This is a genomic window from Rhodobacter sp. 4.3.4 (assembly GCF_058724655.1).
In genome coordinates this window covers 44,457-65,861 of the sequence record NZ_JBZXDU010000003.1, presented here as the reverse complement: position 1 = coordinate 65,861, position 21,405 = coordinate 44,457, and the positions used below count along the sequence as shown (strand labels likewise).

At 63.1% G+C, this 21,405-nt stretch carries 23 protein-coding genes and 2 pseudogenes; 11 read left to right on the top strand and 14 right to left on the bottom strand.

Translation table 11 applies throughout. The features are described 5' to 3' along the window. Positions 1–232: 232 nt before the first annotated feature. Positions 233–2,614, bottom strand: a complete 2,382-nt coding sequence (locus AC4PTB_RS18415; protein ID WP_492192768.1) for a calcium-binding protein — start codon at positions 2,612–2,614, stop codon at positions 233–235. A 929-nt stretch (positions 2,615–3,543) separates the two neighbouring features. On the opposite strand from AC4PTB_RS18415, the gene AC4PTB_RS18410 reads away from it, so the two are divergent. Further along, on the top strand, positions 3,544–3,687 hold the full coding sequence (locus AC4PTB_RS18410; RefSeq protein ID WP_492192767.1) for a hypothetical protein: 144 nt from the start codon (positions 3,544–3,546) through the stop codon (positions 3,685–3,687). On the opposite strand, the gene tnpC is transcribed toward AC4PTB_RS18410, so the two are convergent. The 5 genes from tnpC to mobC form a co-directional block, all read right to left on the bottom strand. Then, complete coding sequence (gene tnpC, locus AC4PTB_RS18405; RefSeq protein ID WP_492190505.1) at positions 3,677–5,215, bottom strand: IS66 family transposase; 1,539 nt, start codon at positions 5,213–5,215, stop codon at positions 3,677–3,679. The genes AC4PTB_RS18410 and tnpC overlap by 11 nt on opposite strands. 79 nt (positions 5,216–5,294) lie before the next feature. Beyond that, the gene (gene tnpB / locus AC4PTB_RS18400) at positions 5,295–5,618 is read right to left on the bottom strand and encodes an IS66 family insertion sequence element accessory protein TnpB (protein WP_164517419.1); all 324 of its coding nucleotides are present in this window, start codon (positions 5,616–5,618) and stop codon (positions 5,295–5,297) included. Between the two features lie 26 nt (positions 5,619–5,644). After that, positions 5,645–6,043 carry a transposase gene (locus AC4PTB_RS18395; protein ID WP_492190504.1) on the bottom strand — a complete coding sequence of 133 codons (399 nt, stop codon included), beginning with the start codon at positions 6,041–6,043 and terminating at the stop codon, positions 5,645–5,647. A 279-nt stretch (positions 6,044–6,322) separates the two neighbouring features. Then, a complete protein-coding gene (locus tag AC4PTB_RS18390; protein WP_492192766.1) occupies positions 6,323–8,011 on the bottom strand; it encodes a relaxase/mobilization nuclease domain-containing protein in 1,689 nt (562 codons plus the stop codon). Positions 8,012–8,117: 106 nt separating this feature from the next. Further along, positions 8,118–8,477 (bottom strand): plasmid mobilization relaxosome protein MobC, encoded by a 360-nt coding sequence (gene mobC / locus AC4PTB_RS18385; RefSeq protein ID WP_492192765.1) that lies wholly within the window; start codon positions 8,475–8,477, stop codon positions 8,118–8,120. Positions 8,478–9,192: 715 nt separating this feature from the next. On the opposite strand from mobC, the gene AC4PTB_RS18380 reads away from it, so the two are divergent. Genes AC4PTB_RS18380 through AC4PTB_RS18370 form a run of 3 tightly spaced genes read left to right on the top strand, consistent with a single transcriptional unit; the run spans position 9,193 to position 10,831 of the window. Then, a complete protein-coding gene (locus AC4PTB_RS18380; protein WP_492192764.1) occupies positions 9,193–9,918 on the top strand; it encodes a nucleotide-binding protein in 726 nt (241 codons plus the stop codon). Beyond that, positions 9,918–10,559, top strand: a complete 642-nt coding sequence (locus AC4PTB_RS18375) for a hypothetical protein (protein WP_492192763.1) — start codon at positions 9,918–9,920, stop codon at positions 10,557–10,559. The genes AC4PTB_RS18380 and AC4PTB_RS18375 overlap by 1 nt, the downstream gene beginning before the upstream one ends. Positions 10,560–10,579: 20 nt before the next feature. Beyond that, on the top strand, positions 10,580–10,831 hold the full coding sequence (locus AC4PTB_RS18370; protein ID WP_492192762.1) for a hypothetical protein: 252 nt from the start codon (positions 10,580–10,582) through the stop codon (positions 10,829–10,831). A gap of 185 nt (positions 10,832–11,016) precedes the next feature. On the opposite strand, the gene AC4PTB_RS18365 is transcribed toward AC4PTB_RS18370, so the two are convergent. The 4 genes and pseudogenes from AC4PTB_RS18365 to AC4PTB_RS18350 form a co-directional block, all read right to left on the bottom strand. Then, positions 11,017–11,673, bottom strand: a complete 657-nt coding sequence (locus tag AC4PTB_RS18365; protein WP_492192761.1) for a UPF0149 family protein — start codon at positions 11,671–11,673, stop codon at positions 11,017–11,019. A gap of 292 nt (positions 11,674–11,965) precedes the next feature. After that, positions 11,966–12,370: a single-stranded DNA-binding protein gene (locus tag AC4PTB_RS18360; protein ID WP_444451368.1), complete on the bottom strand. Its 405-nt coding sequence runs from the start codon at positions 12,368–12,370 to the stop codon at positions 11,966–11,968. A 586-nt stretch (positions 12,371–12,956) separates the two neighbouring features. Beyond that, the gene (locus AC4PTB_RS18355; protein WP_492192760.1) at positions 12,957–13,976 is read right to left on the bottom strand and encodes a nucleotidyltransferase family protein; all 1,020 of its coding nucleotides are present in this window, start codon (positions 13,974–13,976) and stop codon (positions 12,957–12,959) included. 163 nt (positions 13,977–14,139) lie between these two features. Beyond that, positions 14,140–14,277 (bottom strand): annotated as a pseudogene (locus tag AC4PTB_RS18350) (N-6 DNA methylase); the annotation flags it as partial. 496 nt (positions 14,278–14,773) lie between these two features. Between AC4PTB_RS18350 and AC4PTB_RS18345 the strand changes: the two are divergent. Next, positions 14,774–15,094 carry an ArsR/SmtB family transcription factor gene (locus AC4PTB_RS18345; RefSeq protein ID WP_492192759.1) on the top strand — a complete coding sequence of 107 codons (321 nt, stop codon included), beginning with the start codon at positions 14,774–14,776 and terminating at the stop codon, positions 15,092–15,094. Further along, positions 15,091–16,137 (top strand): ACR3 family arsenite efflux transporter, encoded by a 1,047-nt coding sequence (gene arsB / locus AC4PTB_RS18340; protein ID WP_492192758.1) that lies wholly within the window; start codon positions 15,091–15,093, stop codon positions 16,135–16,137. Before AC4PTB_RS18345 ends, arsB begins: the two co-directional genes overlap by 4 nt. A gap of 2 nt (positions 16,138–16,139) precedes the next feature. Here the strand turns inward: arsB and AC4PTB_RS18335 are convergent, their stop codons facing one another. From AC4PTB_RS18335 to AC4PTB_RS18320, 4 genes are read right to left on the bottom strand one after another with little or no spacing between them, the layout of a single operon-like run. Next, complete coding sequence (locus AC4PTB_RS18335; protein WP_492192757.1) at positions 16,140–16,529, bottom strand: rhodanese-like domain-containing protein; 390 nt, start codon at positions 16,527–16,529, stop codon at positions 16,140–16,142. A gap of 1 nt (position 16,530) precedes the next feature. Next, the gene (locus AC4PTB_RS18330; protein ID WP_492192756.1) at positions 16,531–16,770 is read right to left on the bottom strand and encodes a thioredoxin family protein; all 240 of its coding nucleotides are present in this window, start codon (positions 16,768–16,770) and stop codon (positions 16,531–16,533) included. Between the two features lie 11 nt (positions 16,771–16,781). After that, complete coding sequence (locus AC4PTB_RS18325; protein ID WP_492192755.1) at positions 16,782–17,837, bottom strand: permease; 1,056 nt, start codon at positions 17,835–17,837, stop codon at positions 16,782–16,784. Further along, entirely contained in the window at positions 17,834–18,124 is a 291-nt protein-coding gene (locus AC4PTB_RS18320) for an ArsR/SmtB family transcription factor (RefSeq protein WP_492192754.1), read from the bottom strand. Before AC4PTB_RS18320 ends, AC4PTB_RS18325 begins: the two co-directional genes overlap by 4 nt. 130 nt (positions 18,125–18,254) lie before the next feature. On the opposite strand from AC4PTB_RS18320, the gene AC4PTB_RS18315 reads away from it, so the two are divergent. From AC4PTB_RS18315 to AC4PTB_RS18295, 5 genes and pseudogenes are all read left to right on the top strand, one after another. Next, the gene (locus AC4PTB_RS18315) at positions 18,255–19,100 is read left to right on the top strand and encodes a PhnD/SsuA/transferrin family substrate-binding protein (RefSeq protein WP_492192753.1); all 846 of its coding nucleotides are present in this window, start codon (positions 18,255–18,257) and stop codon (positions 19,098–19,100) included. Then, on the top strand, positions 19,097–19,705 hold the full coding sequence (locus AC4PTB_RS18310) for a hypothetical protein (protein ID WP_492192752.1): 609 nt from the start codon (positions 19,097–19,099) through the stop codon (positions 19,703–19,705). The genes AC4PTB_RS18315 and AC4PTB_RS18310 overlap by 4 nt, the downstream gene beginning before the upstream one ends. A gap of 41 nt (positions 19,706–19,746) precedes the next feature. Continuing rightward, positions 19,747–20,079, top strand: a pseudogene (locus AC4PTB_RS18305) (sensor histidine kinase); the annotation flags it as partial. Between the two features lie 524 nt (positions 20,080–20,603). Beyond that, a complete protein-coding gene (locus AC4PTB_RS18300; RefSeq protein ID WP_492192751.1) occupies positions 20,604–21,284 on the top strand; it encodes a sigma 54-interacting transcriptional regulator in 681 nt (226 codons plus the stop codon). After that, positions 21,214–21,402 (top strand): helix-turn-helix domain-containing protein, encoded by a 189-nt coding sequence (locus AC4PTB_RS18295; RefSeq protein ID WP_492192750.1) that lies wholly within the window; start codon positions 21,214–21,216, stop codon positions 21,400–21,402. The genes AC4PTB_RS18300 and AC4PTB_RS18295 overlap by 71 nt, the downstream gene beginning before the upstream one ends. The last annotated feature ends 3 nt before the right edge of the window (positions 21,403–21,405 follow it).

Genomic DNA, 21,405 nt, shown 5'->3' with positions numbered 1-21,405 from the left:
TGCGGGGTTTCGAGTGGAATCATACGAAAAGCCCGCAGGTGCTGACGAGCAAAACCATCTGTTCCGCGCGCGAAATCAAGGGCTTCGATGTCGTCCGGGGCGAACTAATTAAGAAAGTTAGACCAGTTTTCGAAAGCGGTCTACACTTCTATGAGCTCACCAGTTTTTTCCCGGAAGCGGTGTTCCGCGAGGCATTAGGAAGGACAAGGTTAGGTTGCCTTTCCAGGTGCCCTTAAATCATCAGTTCAAGCTCCGCGGCAGTCAGTCCAACGAAGGTGATCGATCCTCCGTCCTCAAAGCGTAGGCTCGCTCCATTGGCCGAGGACAAGATATGAGTATGGCCGTTGTCGAGTGCTGCCTGCGCAGAGGCCCCAAGCAGCAGCTTGATGTCCGACACGTCATGTCCTCCTATCACGTCCGTCCCATCGCCAAGCTCGTAAATGATTTTGGCGCCGTCAGCGAAGACCCTGATGATATCCGAGCCGGATCCGCCCGCGATAGTACAGTCCGCATAAGCCATGATTTGGTCTTCTCCCGCGCCCCCCAGAACAATGACATCCGATCCAAAGATCATCGCGAAGTCGTCTCCCGCGCCGAGAGACACTTCTCCGGATGCATCATCTCCATAAATGGCGTTGTCTCCCCCATCCCCCATATCGCAATTAGCATTTCCGGCATAAATCGTGAAATTATCTTTCATCGCGGTGCCTCGGAAATTCTCGATCGAGCTGAACGAGAGACGCTGATGCGTTGAAGCCACCGCAGCGAGACCATAGTCGAATTGAATCGACACACCAGAACTGTAGTTGATAAAGGACAGGAGATCCTGACCATCGCCCCCGCTGACACTGATTCCAGCCCCAGCAGCCTCTATGGTGTCGTTCCCGATGCCCAAATCCACGAGATCTCCCTCGCTCGCATGGACAAAGTCGTTACCACCGCCAGAAACGATCGTATCAGAACCCGCCCCGCTATCAATGGAATCGTCCCCAGTTCCTCCGTAGACGACATCTTTCCCGTCGCCTCCCAGAATGGTGTCATTGCCATCGCTGCCTGACAATGTGTCATTTCCAGCGCCGCCATCTATCAGGTCCGCTCCGGTAGCCCCGTTAACGACGTCATTTCCGCCAAATCCTCGCAGGATGTCGGCGTAATCGCTTCCGATAATGTTGTCAGTGACCTCAAAAATCCTATCTCCATTGATGGTCACCCCGCGCCCATCCACAAAGTGAAACTCTACAACCTCGTAGGGATTGAGGTCGATACTTGCGGTTATCTTTCCGTCTGATCCGATGGAGAGCTTGATATCAGAAACAATACGCGTGGAAGCTTGCGAATAATAATCATCCGGCGCCTTGCCCGGCGCGCATCCGACCACAATGGCGTAGGCATATGTCGACGAATTCACGATTTGCGAAACATCCGCTTTCGCGACGAATTTCTCATTCACGCCAGAAGCAATATAGAGAACGTCGTCATTTCCGTGAGAGTATAGGAAGTTGTACCCGACCTTTCCGCCAGCGGCGTCATAGACAAAAATTTGTTCTGGCCTGGTCTTTGCCTGATAGCCCACGAGCGACTCCGCCATCAGTCGATAGAGTACCCCAGTTTCCGTCTCATAGGGATCAGTCGAACCTCGCTCATCGGTCCATAGACCGGCAGGACCCGCTGAAATCGTCGTCCATACCGTCGCAATGTCTACTCCGCCGACCACCATTTCGTAAAAAAGCCGAAGAAACGCCGAGCCGCGCATCAGGCCGCTTACGGGCGTGTCGTTCGGCCCATTCGAGCCAACATTCCACTCAGTAACCGCTATTTGGAAATCATCGATCGCCGAGGACCAATGGTCATTTACATATGAGATACGATCCTTGATCCCACCGCCCATCGCCAGTGGATTTCCTGCGGAGTTCGTGATGTAGAAATGCATCGTAACGCCCGAGATTTCAGGCGCGTTTGCGTTTTGAAAGTAGCTCGACAGTATAGAATCTTGAAGCAGCGACTGGCCAGCTTGAACGAACACACCTGGCGGATCCGCGGCGCGAGTACTTGCGATAGCGTCGCATACGATTCTCGCATACTTGGCTTGAAATGCGCCAAACTCCTCCGGAGACCAATTGAAATTGGACTGATACCACTCGTTGCCAATTTCGAAGGCAGCAATATCGGCGCCACCGTGGCCTTGAGCCAGAGCGTAAATAACAAAGTCTCGGATAATTTTTTCAGCGCCGACTGCGAGCGTACGTGTCTCTTGATCAAAGTACCTGTAGGTTGGCAGAACGATAACCGCTTGATCCCCTGCCTCGGAGACGTCTTTCAAGAAAGAGGTGAAGCTGAATGTCGTACTCGTCTGAACTTTGGCCGCTCCAGCCACAATGTCAAAGTAGTTATTGCAAACTGTCTGTTCAGGTTTCGAGAGGTCGAAATATTGCTCGGTGATTGTGCCCCCCGGATACCTCACCAAGTTGGCTCCGGATTGATCGTATGCGTTCCAAAATGCAGTCGGATTCGCATCATCTCGGTTGAATAGGGTGTTCACCCCAAACATTGACTCATCAATGGTTTCGCTAATCGCGACACCCGCGGCGGCTGACAATTTCGCCTGAATCGCCATGTTTTCCACCTCTCTTCACCCGCCTTCAGCTTATCGTCGGGGCGTTAAAAGTTCCTGAAACGTTAAAATTTTCGAAACTTCTTCTGGCGCAAATGGGTTCCCCGTACTTCGGCGGAGGCGCGAATTTATTTCCGACGCGACCTTTGCAAGAATACTCACGCCTGCTCGAACCTTCGACCATATGGGTTCAAGCGACGACCGTCCTTTCGGCCGAGGGTTGCAAAATCCTCGACAAGAGTGCCGCAAGACACGTTCCTTGGCGCAAGAATCTGTTAACCAACTATTGTTATGGTAAACGCGGCCCCAGGCATGACCCACTAAACTTATCAATCCACCGGAACCGAAACTCTGAATCGCTGGAGCCCCGTGCGAACGCACCGGGGTTCCTCGGTTCTGGACATCAGTGTGAGGCGATGTGGCGGACGGCCCTTCCACCTCAGATCAGATCGGGCCCCTCGCGCTCATTGATAATCCCCGCGGTCGTAGCCTTGCCCATTCGGCGCACCACACTCACCGGGCTTTGACGGGCGATCCTTCAGAAGATCGGTAAGCCGCACTCGCAGGGGGCAGCAAATCCTCGCGACGGTCATCACACGGGCATCGCGCTTGGCGGCCTCAATCAGCGGCAGCGCGGGCGCACTGATGCCGGTTAGATGCGCCAACTGCCCGAGGATGAGTCCCTGCGCGACCCGCGCCGCCCGATAAGGCCTAGCAACGCGTCCAGCTCATCTGTGTGATCAGGCCCCCGAGCTATCTTACCGATTTCGCTAAAAATCGCTCCCCAGGGCGCACGCCATAAGCCATCCTATCCTTTTCGATAAGATACAGCCGACAGCTGTCCGCAAGCCCCCGACGGCAACAGCGTCGGCTACCTTCTGGGCATCCGGTTCAGAGATGTTTCGACCGTAGGCCCCAGAACCAGCAGCGCGATGATGGAGATCACGGGCGAGAAGAAAAGCGTCATAAGGAGCCAGCCCAAAACCGACCTGCCGCGCTCCGCCGCCATCGTTGCCGGAACCCAGATTGAGATCCAGAACAGGAAGATGGTAAGCGGTGTCCTGATCACACCGTGACGGGGTAATTCCATGGAAGCAGATCGTCGATCTGGCTCTGCTTGTGGCCTTTGACGATGGCTGTGAGCGTGGCTGACAGCCATGCGTGGGGATCGACGCCATTCATTTTACAGGTCTCGATGAGCGAGGCGATGACGGCCCAGTTTTCTGCTCCGGCGTCGTGTCCTGCGAAGAGGGCGTTTTTGCGGTTCAAGGCGATGGGGCGGATGGTGCGTTCGACGGTGTTGTTGTCGATCTCGACGCGGCCATCGGTGAGGAAGCGGCCAAGGCCGTTGCGGTATTTGGCGATGTAGGCGAGTGCCTCGCCCAAGGGCGATTTGGCCGAGGCGCGGGCGCGGTGGTGCGTCAGCCACTCGTCGATGCGGGCGAGGATCGGGGCGGAGCGATCCTGCCGAACGGATAGTCGGGTGGTGGGGTCGCTGCCGCGGATCTCGGCCTCGATGGCATAGAGATCGCGGATGTGGGCCACGCCTTCCTCGGCAATCGGCGCGGGTCCGGTGCGGGTGATCTCGATCAGCTTGCGGCGGGCATGGGCCCAGCAATGCGCCAGCTGGATGCCAGGACCTATCCGGTCCACGGCTATCAGGCGGTTGTAGCCGGCATAGCCATCGACCTGCAGGATGCCGCCGAAGCCCTGCAGTATCCGTTCAGCATGTTGCCCGCCCCGACCGGGGGCATAGGTGAAGACCACGCCCGGTGGTGACGTGCCGCCCCATGGTCGGTCATCGCGGGCCAGGGCCCAGAAGTATCCGGTCTTCGTCTTTCTCGCCCCCGGATCGAGGACCGGGGCACGGGTCTCATCCATGAAGAGCTTGGTTGACCGCTTCAGATCCGCCATCAGCGTGTCATGCACGGGACGCAGTTCGAAGGCCGCGCGGCCCACCCAGTCCGCAAGGGTGGAACGGTCGAGATCGACGCCTTGGCGGCCGTAGATCTGGGCCTGTCGATAGAGCGGAAGGTGATCGGCATACTTGCTTACCAGCACATGGGCGACCGTGGCCTCGGTGGGCATACCGCCCGGGATCAGCCGTGCAGGGGCAGCCGCCTGTGCAACGCCGTCGGTGCAGGACCGGCAGGCATATTTGGGGCGGCGGGTGACGATGACGCGGAACTGGGCTGGCACGATGTCGAGCCGTTCCGAGACGTCTTCCCCGATGCAATGCAGGCAGCCGCCACAGGCGCAGGTCAGGCTGTCCGGCTCGATGACCTCTTCGATGCGCGGCAGGTGTTTGGGCAGTGATCCACGGTTGGCAGCGCGCGGTTTGGCGGGACGCTTGGCAGCGTGATCCTCGGCATCCTCTTCGGCATGGATCACGGCCATGGCGGTTTCGAGGTCTTCCAGCGCCAGTTCGAACTGGTCCGGATCGCTCTTCTCCGACCGTCGCCCAAAGGCCGCCTGTTTGAAGGCCGCGACCAGCTTCTCCAGACGCGCGATCCGCTCATCCTTACGTTTGTCGCGTGCGTCCGCCGCGATCAGCATCGCCTTCAGCGCAGCAATTTCTTCAAGCAGATCAGCGGTCTTCGGCATGGCGCGGATCTAGCATGGCGGCCCTGCCGATGCCCTCCCAAAGCACAAACCGAGTCATCCTGCCGCAGGGCAGAACCGGTCATTCCACCGCCTCGGGAGCCTTCGCCTCTATGGCCCGAACCCGTCGCCAATCGAGCCCCGCAAACAGCGCCTCGAACTGCGCATGGTTCATCAGCATCAACCCGTCCTTCACCGCGGGCCAGGTGAAGCTGTGCTCCTCCAGCCGCTTGTAGGCCATCACCAGTCCGGTGCCATCCCAGTAGAGCAGCTTCAACCGGTCCGCCTTCCTGGCACGGAAGACAAAAACCGTCCCGGTGAACGGGTCCTTGCGCAGTTCGTTCTTAACCATCGCGGCCAGACTGTCGTGACCCTTGCGGAAGTCGATGGGCTTCGTGGCCACCATGATACGCACCCGGTTCGACGGGAAGATCACGGGCGGGCCTGCAGAGCCGTCACCAGTTCCGCGACCCGTGCCGCAGGCGTGGAAGCATCCAGTCGCACCGTCACAGGGCCAATGATCAGATCAATCGACACCGTCGCTTCCGGTGTCGCGATTGCCATCGGCGACGCCACGGGCGCTGCGAACTTTGCCCCCGCAATCTCGGGCACCACCAGCTTGCCATTCCGCGCCAGCGTCCGCCACGCCGAAAGGTGGTTCGCCTTCAGCGAATGGCGGTGAGCCACTTCGTTTACCGAGACACCCGCAACAAGCGTCTCCGCCACGATCCGACCCTTCGCCTCATCCGACCACCGCCGCTTGGCCGTCGGAGCCGCCAAAAGCTCCACAAACCCAACGGCCTCCATATGGCGCTCCTGATGGACTCCCATTGAAACCTCCCGTGCAAATATACCCACAGGGCCGCATCGCAGCTTACGGATTCAGCAGGAAGGTGGGGGCAGAACAGCGCTTACGGAAGATGACCATCACGAGAGACAACACTACCGCCGCATCCATTTGGATCTCCATCCAACCAAACAAAAACCCTCATGAGGAAAATCCACCCGAGACGAGAGCGCCCTCCCCAGGGTCATGAAAGCAGTCTCTCCGAAACAGAGACGGTATCGACGGTTAGGGCGCTCCTCAGAAAGGTAAGCGACAGGGCGCCTCTATTCCAGTTCCCAGTCCTTCCCGCGGTGGCGCACCTTTGCCCGCTCGGCCTCTCGCAAGCTCAGGCCCATACCAGGATGGGTCCGCGCCGCGACGGCGACCGCCAGCGCCACCGCTTGTCTCTCCCGCTTTTCCGGAAAGTCTTGCATCAGCGCGTCGGTCCGCCCCGCCGCCAGATCCGACGCAATACCGCTCCCATATCTCCGGCGAAGGTCTGCGGCGAAGCGTTGCGCCTCTTCATCAGACCCGAAGCACACTGCGCCAGTCGCTGCGATTGTTCGGGCCATCGCGCGCATCGTCCCGAGGAGCCGCGCGGACCGCACATCGTGTTCGCGCTGATGACCTGCCTCGATCAACGCTTCGGATTGTTCATAGAACTGCCCGAGCGCCGAGCCCGCCAGGTTCCTCTGCTTCCGGTCCATGAGATTGAGGTTCCGATGCGCCGCAACGGCGCGCAGATCGTCCCGAACCCACAGCTGCTCCTCAAAGGCATTTGCTGCGGCCCGGTCGATGCGGTTCCTCAACATCCGGGGCTCGAGGCCTATCTGGACCCCGAGCGCCGATATCTTTTCGCTGATGTCCAAACCCGGGGCGCGCATGTCGGGCAAGTTCTGCCGCGCCGCGTCCGCACACCGCACAATCATCCTTCGGCCATAGATTTCCGACTGCGCCGGCATCTCCAGCAACTGCGCGCCGCGCCGATCCCCAAGCCCGTCGAGAACATCGCGGGCATGGCCGAAAAGTTCCTTGCGCAGCGCAAGCTGCTCCTGTTCAGGCCGCGAACCAATCGCGTCCAGCGCCTGCCCCATCCAGCCTTCGAAATGCCGTTCGAGATCGGCACGGGTATCACGGTGCTCGGCGGCTGGGAAAGCATTCACGATACCGCCACGGACCAAGGCAGCCTCCGCCGCACGGATCCGCGTGGCGATCTCATCAAGCCCGGTCAGGGCGGCCAGATGCGCAAGCCCGCGCAGGGTTTCGGCGGAGCGGGTCATGCTTGACAGGGCCTCATCGAGCGCCCGACCCTCGCGCATCCTCTCCTTGGGCGCCCGGCCCTGCGCCTGCGCCCACTCGATCTCGGCCCGGCTCGGGCCATAGCTCAGAATCCCCCGCTCGGCCCGCGAGCTGGCGTCGAGAAACACCCCTTCTTCCGCCGCGGTCTCGACCATCCGGGTTTTCATCATGTCGAGATTGAACGCATGCTCGCGGGCCATGTAGAACCACCTCCCGTCGATCAGACCGCGGTTGTTCACCACGACATGCACATGCGGATGCGCGCGGTCGGTGTGCAGCGCCGCGACATAGGCCCATTCTTCCGCCTGATGCGCCCCGGACTGGAACATCTCGAAGGCCCAGGCTTCGGCGATCAGCTTCGCCTTGCCGGGGGCAACATGTGAGGGAAAGCTGAGCAAGAGATGGCTCGTATGTCCGTTCTTCGGCGCCCCGCGCCAGTCATCGCCCCAGGTCTCCGCGATCTCGCGGCGCTCGTCGGCGGCAAGGCCGCGCGCGTTCGGATCATGGGATACGGCATTGCCAAAGACCGCCTCGGACTTCGAGAACAGGTAATCGAACTGCGCCCGCAGATCCTTGGCGGTATGCGTCCCGCCCCGATTGATCTTCTTGATCACCGCCGCGTTCGATCCAAGCGCAAAGCGCCAAAGCTGCGCCGCCCGGGGCGAAAAGCGCATAAACCCTGCCCCGCCCGTTCCCCGCGCACGCCCCCGCTGCGGTCGCAACACATCAAGATCGCCAAGCAGCGCGTCAACGACACCTCGGCCGGGCCGTGTCGCAAGCTTAGCCACCTTGGTGCCCCTGATGCTCTGCCACAAACTTCCGGTAGAGGGTCACGCCCCTCCGGCGCCGCTCGCTGATCACCTGCGACAGGGTCGCGCGCAAGAGCGGCAGCCTCTGGCGCAACTCGTCGAGTCCGGCCCACTGCTCTTGGACCATCGACACCCGGCCCCGGTTCGCCGCCAGCGCGATCTGGTTCACATTGACCCCGATCTTGTGCAACTCGCGCTGGATGCCATCGAGCCGTGCCGCATCTTCCGGGCCGAACTCAAGAAACCCAGCGCTCATACGGATGATCGCACGGATCCCGTCCGATCGGGATTTCACGCCGAGCTGGTCACAGAGCGCATCGAAAGCCGCCACCTCTTCTGCGGGCAGCCTGCACGAGACCACCTGCCCGCAACACTCCTTCCGGGGCCGTCCCCGACCCGGGCGCGCGACCCCTTCCCTACCGGGCTCCGCCAACGACCGCTCCGGCACAATTTGCGGGCTAGAGGGAGCTTCCGGCGCATTATCTCGAGGGGCTTTTTTCTTCACCGTCGCACTCATTATTTTTTGTAGACATCACGCATTTCCTGCCACCACCCTTATCCTTATCTTTCGCCCCTTTGCAACTGCAACCTTGGCGCGAACAAACGTGCTTGCGGAAGACGTTTACGCAAGGTAAGTTTCCGATCACCAAACGCCTTTCACGGCTCCCTCATCGCGACAAGGTATTCGCGCAAACGTCCTTCCCTCCACCGGGAGAGGGCCATCAATGTGACAAAATCAACGCCGTAACATGTTGTTATGGCGCAATTATGCCCCGCCACTCCTAGACCGGGGACCGAGAAAGGACGAGTGAGATGCGTAGTCAAGCATCAGCGACGTGCTCTCTGCAGCGCGCAAAACATCAACCGCAAGATGATATCAGATAAAAGCGAAACGCTATAAGTCAAACGACTTTCGCTTTCCGCTATATGTCCCACGCAATTCGCATTGCGCGGGATGAATTTCGATATTCACACAGCGAATAATTCAAACGGTGTTCCGCGATCAGATAAATGCCTTCGGCACGCCGCAAGATGAGGGAAGTTTCATGAGTAACGGGATACGCGTCGTTCTGGCGATGAACAGAAAAGGCGGATCGGGCAAAAGCACGCTCTGCCGCGCGCTGGCCTCAGCCGCTGCCGCAAGGGGGGAAACGGTGACGATTTTCGACACCGACACCTCACGTTCCTGCCTTCACTGGATGGCCGCCGGACGCACAGCGGGAAACTGGTCGCCCCTCGTTGAGGTCGTGCATTCTCTGGATGCTTTCGAGATCACCGAGGCCATCGCGCAGATCTATGAACAACCCGATCAGGAACACCTCGTGCTGATCGACACGTTTGGCGGCGGGGCAGAAGCGCAGGATATGCTGGCGATCGCCGCGCATCGTATCGTCTCGCCGATGATGCTGTCGCGCGGCGATCTGAGCGAAACCCGAGAAACGGCAAGCTGGTACATGAACCTGCGCGGCCGGGTAGATCGCCCCGAGGAGTTGCCGGGGTTTTCCGTGATCCTGAACCGGGTGCCCCTGCGCGTCTCGGAAGCGGAACGGGCCGTGGCGCAGGAGCTATTCGCGGCCCTTCCCGCCTGCGAGGCCTTCCTGTCGAACCGCACCGCCTATGTGCGGATGGATCGCGAAGGACTGCTGGGCGAGATCGCAGAGCATACGTTAAACCGAGGCCTTGCCACCCACGTGCTCAATGCCGTGAAGGAGGCAACAGAGCTGCTCGACGAAATCGACCGGATGATCACCGTTCCGATGGAGGTCGCGTGATGGCCCCGCGCAAGGACATGATGCGGGTCATCCGCCGCGATGCAGGATTTTCGGCGACACTCGGATTTGGCGAGGGCGCGGGCGATCCGAAAGATGACCGCTCGCCAACCTCAAACGCCCGCGAAACGCTGACACCTGCGCTTGCGATCAAGGGGGAAGCCGGGAGGGGGGCAGGCTCGATCTTGGAGGCGTCAGCGACGATCGAAGACCAAATGGCCGCCACTGGATGTGACGTGATCACCGAGGCAGAGACATCCGAACAGCCTCAAGGTGCGGTGAAGACGACCGTCGTTTACGTCGCGGTTTCACTCACCGCAGCGCAGGCGCCGCGCGCCGAGGCCTGGGCCAAAGCTGCGCGGTGCCCGGTCCCCTTCCTGATCCGACGTGTCGCGCAGGGTCTTCGGAACGATCTTTGCCACGATTGGAAAGACACCGGCTGGCCGGAGGTCAGCGAACGAAGGGGCACCCGAGGACGCCACCCAACCAGCGTGACCCTGACCCTGCCCGAAACCTTCGTCGTCGATCTCAGCGCGCGGCACGATCCACTCGGCATCATCGGCCTCGGCCGCGCCATGGGACCGGCGTTTCGGGCGCGGTTCGAAGCGGCATTCGATGCCGCGCTTGCCGAATCCGGCTTCTGAATTCCATCGAGGGACCAGTCATGAGTGATGAGCAAAACTCTGCAGAGCAGTCGGTGCCGCATCAGGCGATCGACATCGGCCTGCCCGTCGAATGGATGCTCGATCCCCACGATCAGAAGATCGTTCTTGGGGTCGTCTATGAATTCTCGCAGTCGAAAGAGCGCAAGATCGTCTGGTACACCGCCGACAAGCGCCGAGCGAAGAGTTTCAAGTTGGTGCGGGAATTGGGCTGCACCGATGGCACCACAGAAACGCCGCCCGAAACGCCATGATAATACTATATTTGTTGTGCCACTCAGCGGAAACCCGCAGTTCTGCGCAACAAACCAATGCTTTTCCAGGAGTTGAGCCAAGATCCGCACGGGAGCGGGTAAACCTCACAAAGGTCTGGACGGCGTGGATCAAGACCCTAACGGTGAAGCCTGAGGCGGGGTGCGCTTTCGGCGCACCCGTCATCTCAAAGCGCAGGCCCACCCGCACCGCAGCACTTCTTGAATTTCTTGCCCGATCCGCAGGGACACGGGTCGTTGCGCCCGACCCTCCTACCCGGAGCCGATGCAATGTTGGCGGCCATTGGAAAGCCCGTCAGCAAGCCCGGAACCTGCGCCTTGGTGAACAAGCTCAGCTCCTCGACAAGGTCGGGGATCAGCGCGGGCGCATCCGTGACGAGTTTGTTGGCCTTGTAGACGCCGCCTTCTGCGAGGCGCGAGGCCAGCCTGCCCAATTCCTCCATTTTCTTGAGCGCCTTGATCGCGCGCAGATTTTTGCTGGCCGCAATCTTGCCCCAAGCCGCGGGCCTGAGCTGCATCGCAGCCAGAAACCCGAGCATCCAGAATTCCCACAAGATGTCGCCGTTGCGCTGGTCTTCATCCATCACCGGGAAATACTCGCCCGGCATCATCAGCGCGGTCGCCACGCGGTTGTAATGCGCCATCAGGAGATCGAGTGTTGCCTGCATGTCAGCGAGACTCTCGAACTCGGGCGCGCCACCCTCTCCCCAGACCTTGGCGAGCCAAACCGAAGGCGGGATCATCTCTGGACAGGTGATCAAGCCGGCACAAAACCCGTCGAACTCGGGCAGCAGCATCGGATCGTTTTCCTCGGGCAGCGCCATAAGCGCCTCCTCGAGTTTTCTCAAATCCTCATCGCTGTGCCATTCCATGGTTCATCCCTCCGTCGTCAACGCCAAACCAGCCGATAGGCCAAAACTGTCGTATCGGCGCCGCCTTGGCCAAAATGGCAGGCTAAAGCCTTATACGCCATCGCACCAACATGCCGTTTGAACAAAGATGCATACGAGACCTTGATCCGAGCGATCTGACGCAACTCTATTCGCGGCGCTCCGGGGGCACGATGCGGGAAACCCGGCGGTTTGTCCCGCCGGGCTTTGGCCGAGGCCCCGTTCGTCAGAACGGGATCTCGTCGTCGCGGTCGATGAACTCGGGGCTTTCGCCCTCGGCAGCCTTCGGGCGGCTCAGGAAGTCGACCCGCTCCGCGATGATCTCGCAGCCGTAGCGATCCACGCCCGCCGCGTCGGTCCATTTCGTGTAGTGGATGCGCCCCTGCACCAGAACCTTCATCCCCTTCTCGCAGTGCTCCGCCACCGTCTTGCCCAGACCGTTGAAGCAGGTGATGCGGTGCCATTCCGTGTCCATGATCCGGTAGCCGTTCTCGTCGCGCAGCACCCGGCCTTCCGAGAGCCGCGGCCGCGAGGTGGCGAGGCTGAAATTGGTGATCCGGGTAGCCCCCTGGGTCGCGCGGACCTCCGGGGCCTGACCGATGTTGCCGGCGAGGATGACGATGTTCTGCATGGGAATTCTCCTGTGTGTCCTGTCGCCGGGACCGTCCCTTCGACAAGACCCGGAAGAAGCCTGTCGGGCGCGGCGTGCACGGCGCGGGAACCGAGCCGGAAACCCCCGAGGGGCCGGGGTGGCGCGGGCAGGCCCCGCAGGGGCCAACACGGCCCGGACCGGAGCGGGGTTGCGCGCACGCACCCGAACAGGCTTAGGGGATTGTGCGTCGAAGGGATGTGCCGAGCGAGGACAACGCAGGGGAGGCCAGCAGACCCGCTCATCCCGCCCCGGCACCAAGACGGCCCCGACCGCGCGCGACCTTGGGCGGCAGACACCAACGCGGCCAGTACCCACCTCGTCTGCGGCCGTGCCCGGAAGGCCAAGGAGATGACGACGAGCGGCGGACCCGAGATCCTCATGGACCGGCATGGCACCGCACGACCGGAGACCGGGCTGGCGGTGGCGCGAAAAAGCCCCGGAAAGGGGAGAAGGTGGCTCGCAGGCGCTCCGCCACAGACCTACAACGGCGGTAACGATCCGCAAGGATGGGGCACCACACTCGGCGACCAATGATCCATGATTGAGCTGCTCCCCGGACCAACGCCTAGCCCAGTTTCGCGAGCCTATCTGCCGTCTCGGCCATTCGGGCAAGGCTTGCGTCCAGGCGCTTACGCCAACGCGGGCCGCGGGATCGTGCATCCTCCCAGGCTTCGACCAACTCGTCGGGGCGGTCTTGCGCGAGCACCTCGATCAGGAAGGCAGCCTGCGCCCGGTCCTTTGCGGATTTGCCCCGATCCGACCCTTCGCGACGGCGGTCGGCCACGATCAGCTTGTGGATCGCGAAACGCTCAGGGCGCGGGATCTGCACGAGCACGCCCGAGCGATAGAGCGCCACCGCCGGGATCGGTTCTGCAATCAAGTAGTTGAGATAGTTCAGAGCTTGCGCCGAGACCCCAAGCGCGGGCAGGGGTTTCACCGTCTCGTCGCCGAAGGCGGGCGTCAGGAACTCGACCATCACCTCGGACCGGCTCTGCCGCCACTTCCATATCTGCCGGTCCGATATCCCCGGCACAGGGTCGAATTTCAGCGCCGAGAGGATGTCGCCCGGATCTTCTTCGACCTTGTCTTCCAGCGCGACCGAGAGCCGCTGGAAGCTCGCCAAGTCGATATCGCCGGTCTGTGCCAGCCGCTCTGCATCCATCCGCACGCCGAGTTCGCCCTGATAGAGCGCGAAGGCCGCCGTTCCGATCAGTGTCCCACCGAGGCGAAACATCCCCGCCCGAGCGAAGGCGAGAAACAACGAGCCGGTGTCTCGATCTGTGGCAATGTAGCCCTCGGCGCGCAGGATACGGGTCAGGCGGGTCATCCTCTGGCGTCGCACCTGTGCATCGGATTTCAGCGCCGCCGCCCGTTCCAGCCGGTCGCGAAGCTGCGGACTGTCCTCGCCGAGATAGCGGCTGCGGGCCTCCGTCCCGAGCCGAAACCGCTCGTAAAGATAGGCTCGTCCGCCGCGATGGCGTTCTTCGATGGTGCCCGTCACCTCCGCCACGCGCTCGTCGAGATGCAGCCGAAGCAGGTCTTGATAAGCCGTCTGTGCAATCTGGCTGTGTGAGATGATCTCCATAGAGGCCCTCGTGTGCAACGACTTCATATTTGTCGCACATCACCCTATGTGCGACAAATTATTTTTTGCTGCACACAGTGCTCCCGATGTGATCAGCCGTGTTGGTTTGCGAATTGCGAGAACCAGAGGAAGAGATGCCCGGCAACTTGGACAGCAGGCGCTAAACGGCCGAAGGAGTATAGGACTCGCCAGCCTTCTTCCCGGTGTCGGAAGCGAGGCGCGAGATCAGGTAAATGTAGAAATCGCCGATGATATCCTCGGTCACCCGCGAGGGTCGCAGGTCGAGCGAAGGCTTGTTGAAGCGAGGTCAAGGCAAGAGAATAGTGCCGCACCCTGAAGTGGCCGCTCGATCGTGTCGCAGCGCGAGGCGCGGCACCCCCGGGCCGTTGCGGAGGGGCGGATTGCCGTCGGTGAGGTTGCAGCATCGCACCCGCGGCGATCTGCGAAAGCGGCCATTCGCGTGGCGCCCGGAAGCGAAGGGATGCCCAAGAAGCGGTTGTGTCTCCTCTCGCACGACTCAAGAATTACCATAGGCTGGCCGCCAGTCGAGTGCGTGACGCTGCTGCGGCGCAGCACTCACGCTGCGGCCATTCACGTGAGCCGAGATTGGGGTCGTCTTGCACAACCCGGTCACGCTGCCATCGTGATGGGCGTCTCCGGTCGCGCAAATTGCGGGTGCTGCTGTTGCACTGAGGGCAGAACGCCGAAACGCGGGCTCAGGGAGGCAGGCATCCGCCTGCCTCTTGCGGGGCGTCATCTCATCGCCTATCGTCGATTTGCGAACAGTAGGGCAACTCATGGTTACCGACGACACACTTGCGGAGCTGGCGAAATCACTGGCGCATCCGGCCCGGCTGCGCATCCTGCGGGTGCTGCTGGCCACGCCGGGCTGCATCGGTGGCGAGATCGTGGAGGCGGTCGGGCTGGCCCAGTCCACGGTGTCGGAACATCTGCGCATCCTGAAGGCGACCGGTCTCATCACCGGCGAAATCGACGGGCCGCGCATCTGCTATACGCTCAGCCCCGCCGCCCTTGCGCCTCTGGGCGCGTTCATTTCCAGCCTGACGCCCCCGCCCGAGGGCGCCTGCTGCCTGCCAGCCGGAAAGGACAGAACATGAGCCTCTTTGAACGCTATCTGACGCTCTGGGTTGCGCTCTGCATCGGTGCGGGGATTGCGCTGGGGCAGATGTTTCCTGCCGTCTTCCGGGTGATCGGCGCGCTGGAGATCGCCCGCGTCAACCTGCCCGTCGCGGTGCTGATCTGGCTGATGATCATTCCGATGCTGCTGAAGATCGACTTCGCCGCGCTCGGTCAGGTGACCCGCCATTGGCGCGGCGTCGGCGTGACGCTGTTAATCAACTGGGCGGTGAAGCCGTTTTCGATGGCAGCGCTGGGGTGGCTGTTCCTGTCGGTGCTCTTTCGCCCCTTCCTGCCCGCCGACCAGATCGAGAGCTACATGGCCGGGCTGATCCTGCTGGCGGCCGCGCCCTGCACGGCGATGGTCTTCGTGTGGTCGAACCTCTCGAACGGCGAGCCGCATTTCACCCTGAGCCAGGTGGCGCTGAACGATGCGATCATGGTGGTGGCCTTCGCGCCGATCGTCGCCTTTCTTCTGGGCCTTTCGGCAATCACCGTGCCCTGGGCGACGCTGGTTCTGTCGGTCATGCTTTACATTCTCGTGCCGGTGGCGGTGGCGCAAGGGATCCGCCGTCGCAAGCTGGCCGAGGGGGGAGAGGCCTTGTCGCGGCTGATTTCCCGCCTCGGCCCTCTGTCGATCCTCGCGCTGCTCACCACGCTGGTTTTGCTCTTCGGCTTTCAGGGCGAACAGATCCTGGCGCAGCCCGTGGTGATCGCGCTTCTGGCGGTGCCGATCCTCGTTCAGGTCTATTTCAACGCCGCTCTCGCCTATTGGCTCAACCGCGTGACCGGCGAGGCGCATTGCGTCGCCGCCCCCTCGGCGCTGATCGGGGCGTCGAATTTCTTCGAGCTTGCGGTGGCGGCGGCGATCAGCCTCTTTGGCTTCACCTCGGGCGCGGCGCTGGCCACGGTGGTCGGCGTGCTGATCGAAGTGCCGGTGATGCTCTCGGTGGTGCGGATCGTGACCCGCACCAAGGGTTGGTATGAAAGCGGCCCGGCGGTGCAACGGCGGGCGGGGCGGTAAGCTCAGCAGCAGGTGCCCGAGCCGCAACCGCAGCCGCCAGCAGTGACCGCGGCAGCTGTGCCGGTGATCGGAAAGCCCCGGGCGACCCAGCGGGCCAGCCCGTGCTTCATGTTCGTCACCTTCGTATAGTCCTGATAAAGCAGGAAATAGGTGGCCTTGAGGCTGCGATCGCCATTGGCACAGGCGAGGATCACCTCGCGGTCGCGCGGGATTTCGGCAAAGCGGGCCTCAAACTGGCTCAGCGGTAGATGCATCACCGCGCAGCCCGCAAAACCGCAGGCTGCCACCTCGTCGGCCTCGCGCACGTCCACCAAGAGCGCGCCATCGGCCAAAAGCTTTTGCGACGCGGTCGGGCAGGCTTCGCGTGCCTCGGGCAGATCCACATGTGTCATCTCATTCCCCCTGTTGCAGCCAGCCCAGCACCTGCGCCCGGCCGGGCACCGAGCCCTTGTGGACGACCTTTTCGCCCACCACCACGGCGGGCGTCGTCATCACGCCATAGCCGACGATCTGGCGCATCTCCTCGACCTTGACGATATCGACCGGCTTGCCTGCCTCGGCCGCCACCTGCGTGATCAGATCGGCGGTGGCCTTGCACTTGGCACAGCCCGTGCCGAGCACCTTGATTTCCATGCCTTGTCCTTTCAGAACAGAACGTTGAAGAGATATCCCACGGCCAGAATGCCGATGCCCACCACGGCAACGAAGACCGCGATCAGCCGCAAGCTCAGCACCTGTTTCAGGATGATCATCTCGGGCAGGCTCAGCGCGATCACCGACATCATGAAGGCGAGAACCGTGCCCAAGGCGGCGCCCTTGTCCAGAAGCGCCTCGACGATCGGGATCACCCCGGCGGCATTGGTATACATGGGAATGCCGATCGCTACAGCGGCGGGCACCGACCACCAGGCATCCGCCCCCATGATCCGCACCATCAGATCTTCGGGCACATAGCCGTGGATCAGCGCCCCCATGCCGATCCCGGCGAGGATCCACAGCCAGACCCGGCCGACGATCTCGCGCAGCGCGACAAGGCCAAGCCGGTAGCGGTCCACCATGCTCAACCGGTCGCCCTCGAACGCTTCGGGCAGGGCGGCGCCGGAATGGATGTCACGCACCCAGTCCTGCAGCCAGCCTTCCAGATGCAGCCGCCCGATCACCCAGCCCGAGACGATGGCGACGGCCAGCCCGAAGCCGAAATAGACCGCCGCGACCTGCCAACCGACCAGACCGAAGAGCAGCACCAAGGCGACCTCGTTCACCATCGGCGCCGAGATCAGGAAGGAAAAGGTCACGCCCAGCGGCACCCCCGCCGAGACAAGGCCGATGAAAAGCGGCACCGCTGAGCAGGAACAGAACGGCGTCACCACCCCAAGACCTGCGGCAAGCACGTTGCCCACCCCTTCACGCCGCCCCGCCAGAAGGGCGCGGGTGCGTTCGGGCGCAAACCAGCTGCGCACCACCCCCATGGCGAAGACGATCAGCGCCAGCAGCAGCATCACCTTGGGCACGTCATAAAGGAAAAACGCGATGGCTTCGCCGGTGTGGCTATGACGCTCCATCGGGATCAGCGCGGTGAGCCGCTCGGACAGGGGCGCAAGCTGGCGATAGATCAGCCCCCAGAGCACCAGCGCCACAAACAGCCCGAGATGCCAGAGCCAGTCGGGAGCCGGACGGGTCGAGACGGTGTGATGGCTCATGCGGCGTTCCTTTCTCCGGTTAGGGCCGCGTCCAGAACGGCCCTCAGCACGGCGCGGATCTCGGGCGCCAACTCGGGGTTCAGCCGGTAGCGCACCCATTGCGCATCACGCCGGTCCACCACCAGCCCTGCCTGTTTCAGCGCCTGCATGTGCCGCGACATCCGGCTTTGCGTGGCGTCGAGCGCCGCCATCAGCTCGCAGACGCAATGCTCGCGCCCGTCGGCCAGACGGATCATCGCGGCGAGCCGGGTCGGCTCGGCCAAGGCAGTGAGAACGGGAAGAATCATCGGACACCTTTGCGCTTTGGCGCATATTCGCGCCAGCGCATCTCATGCGTCAAGGCGCATAAGGTCGCCATCGGTTTTTTTCTGGACCGAACCCCGGACGCTTCCCAATCTGGCCCTGGGGAGAGACCGGATGCCGAGGATCACGCGACGAGGTCTGATCGGTGGCGTGGTCGCCTTCTGCGCAACGCAGGGGCGGGCCGATGCAACGCTGCGCTTTGCCCTGACGCCGGTCATTCTCGACAATGATGCGGATGCGGCCGAAACCCTGCGCGCCGCGCTTGCCGCTGGAAGTGGCCATGCGATCGATCTGGTGCGGCGGCGTTCCTATGCCGAGATCACGGCTCTGCTTCTGGAAGGCAGCGTCGAGGCGGCGTGGCTTTGCGGCTATCCCTCTCTGCAACATCGCGCCGAACTGGCGCTTCTGGGGGTTCCGGTCTGGCGGGGCAGGCCGCGCTATCAATCCTATCTGATCGCTGCCGCGCGCGACCCGGCGCGCAGCCTTGCCGATCTGCGCGGCGGCATTCATGCCTTTTCCGACCCCGACAGCAATTCCGGCTGGTTGGTCACGGCCTCGGATCTGGCGCAGATCGGCGAGACGCCTGACCGTTTTTTTACCCGCAGCTTCTTCACCTTCGGGCATCGCAACGTGGTGCGGGCGGTGGCGGCGGGGCTGGCGCGGTCGGGCAGTGTCGATGGTTATGTCTGGGAGGCGCTACGTCAGGTCGAGCCCGATCTGACGGAGGCCACCCGCGTCGTGGCACGCTCGGAATGGCTGGGATTTCCGCCGCTAGTGGCCCGGCGCGACCGGATGACCAGCGCCCCGGTGCAGGCGCTGCAACGGGCGGCGCTGCAGATGGCAACGACCGCCCCCGGTCGCGCGGCCCTTGGCGCGTTGCAACTGGACGGCATCGCCCCGGCAGAGCCCGCGCTTTACGACGGCATCCTGGCGCGGATGCACGACCTTGGCCAACCATGAGCCCGCGCGCGCTGCCACTTGCCCTGCGCATCCCGCTTCTCGCCGTGGGGCAGATGGTGATGGTGGGGTTTGTTGCGTCGCATCAGGTGCTGGCCGCCCTTGGGGCGACGCAGACCGACCGGCTGCGCGAGATCGCCGGGCTGCATCTGGGCGCCTTGGCCACCGCGCTTGGCCCCGCCGTGCTGCGCCGCGATGTCTGGGAGGTTTACGACACGCTCGACCGGGCGACCACCGCGCAGGTTGGGCGGCGGATGCTGCTGACCGTGGTGACCGACGATCGCGGACGGGTTATCGCGGCGTCGGACCCGCATCGTGCCCCGGTCGATACGCTCTTGCCCGCCGATCTGGCGGCGGCGCAAAACCTTGATGCGCAGGACCTGACCGAGGCCGCGCCGCTGCGGATGGGGGTGCCGCTGATCTATCAGGGCCGCGCCGTGGGCCGGATCGTTTCTGAGCTGGACGTGTCGGACCTGATCGCCGAGCAGCAAGAGGCGCTGCGGCTTCTTATCTGGGGAAACACGGTGGCGACGTTGCTCATCGCCGGGGCGGGCGGCTGTCCTCGTCGCTCGCGCATGAGATCAACAACCCGCTCGGCGGGCTTTTGAATGCCGCCGACACGATCCGCGCTTACCCCGATCGTCCGGCGGTGGTGCGCGATGCCGCCGACCTGCTGGACCGGGGCCTGCGCCATCTGCGCGACGTGGCCCGGGCGACGCTCGAGCAAAACCGCTTCGACCGCAAGGGGCAGCCGCTCGCCACCGCCGATTTCGAGGATCTGAAGCTGCTCTTCGCGCCCGAAACCGCGCGTCTGGGCCAGAGGCTTGATTGGCAGACCCCGGCAGAGGGGGCCGATCTGGCGTGGTTGCCCGCCGCGCCTGTGCGGCAGATCGTGCTGAACCTGTGCCTGAACGCGGCGGCGGCGGCCGGTCAGGGCGGCGCGGTGGGGCTTGAGGTGGTGGCCGCGCCGGAGGTCCTGACGCTGAGCGTGTGCGACGACGGGCCGGGGATGTCGGCAGAGGCACTGCGCCGGCTTCTGGGCGACGGTTGCGCCCGGCGGCGGTGTCGGGCTGCGGCTCGTGCGCGACCTTGTTCGCAGCCTTGGCGGGCAGATCGCGCATCGGCGCGAGGACGGCTGGACCGTGCTGACGGTGCAGTTCGCGCGGGGGGCCGTGCCATGCTGAGCGGCTGCCGCATTGCGCTGATCGAGGATGACGAGATCATGGGGGCCTCGCTTTATCAGCGCCTTGGCCTTGAGGGCGCCGAGGTGATCTGGCTCAAGCAGATGCGCCGCGCCCTTGGGGCCCTGCGCACCCCGCGCGCGCCGATCGATCTGGTGGTCTGCGACATCCGGCTGAGCGACGGCACCGGCGAGGAACTGTCACCACGCTCTGCCGCACCCATGCACCGCCGCCCTTTCTGTTCATCACCGGGCAGGGCAGCATCGATCAGGCGGTGCGGCTCCTGCAGGCCGGCGCCAGCGATTACGTCGCCAAGCCCTTCGACATGCGGGCTTTTCTGGAAAAGCTGGTGGCGCTTGCGCCTGCGCGCCCGATGCTGGGCGAGGCGCTCTTGGGCATCTCGGCCGCCGCGCTGCGGATCGAAACCCGGATCGTCGAGGCGGCATCGCGCGACGATCCGGTGCTGATCTTGGCCGCGCGCGGCACCGGCAAACGTCTGCTCGCCGAGCGCATTCGCGCCCGGTCTGCGCGCGCGGACGGCCCCTTTGTTGTCCTTGATATCGAAGGTCATCCCGATATCGCCGCCGCCCTGCGCGCAACGCTGACCCGCGCCGAGGCCGGAACCGCCTTTCTCAATGGCGTCGAGCATCTGCCCGGCGCCGAGCAGGACGCGCTGATCGCCGCGCTTGTGGTGGCCAAGACGCGGGTGATTGCGGCGGCGGGCCCGGGCCTTGCGGCGGCGACGCGGGAGGGCCGCCTTCGCGGCGATCTGCATGCCCGGCTTTCGGGGGTCGACATCGCCTCCCCCCGCTCAAGGACCGCCCCGAGGATGCGATCTGGCTGCTTTGCCGCATGTTCGAAAGCCTCAATGCCCGCCGGGCCGTGCCCCTGCGGCCGCTGTCGGCCCTCGTGCTGGAGGCGGTGCGGGCGCATGAGTGGCCACAGAACGGGCGCTGGCGTCCGACGACAGCCTGCCCAGCCTTTCCGAGGCGCGCGATGCCGCTGAACGCGCCCATATCCTGCGCGCGCTGGAGCGCACCGGCGGGCAGGTCAGCGAGGCGGCGAAGCTCTTGCAGGTGTCCCGCACCACGCTTTGGGAAAAGATGCAAAAGCTCGGCCTCTGACGG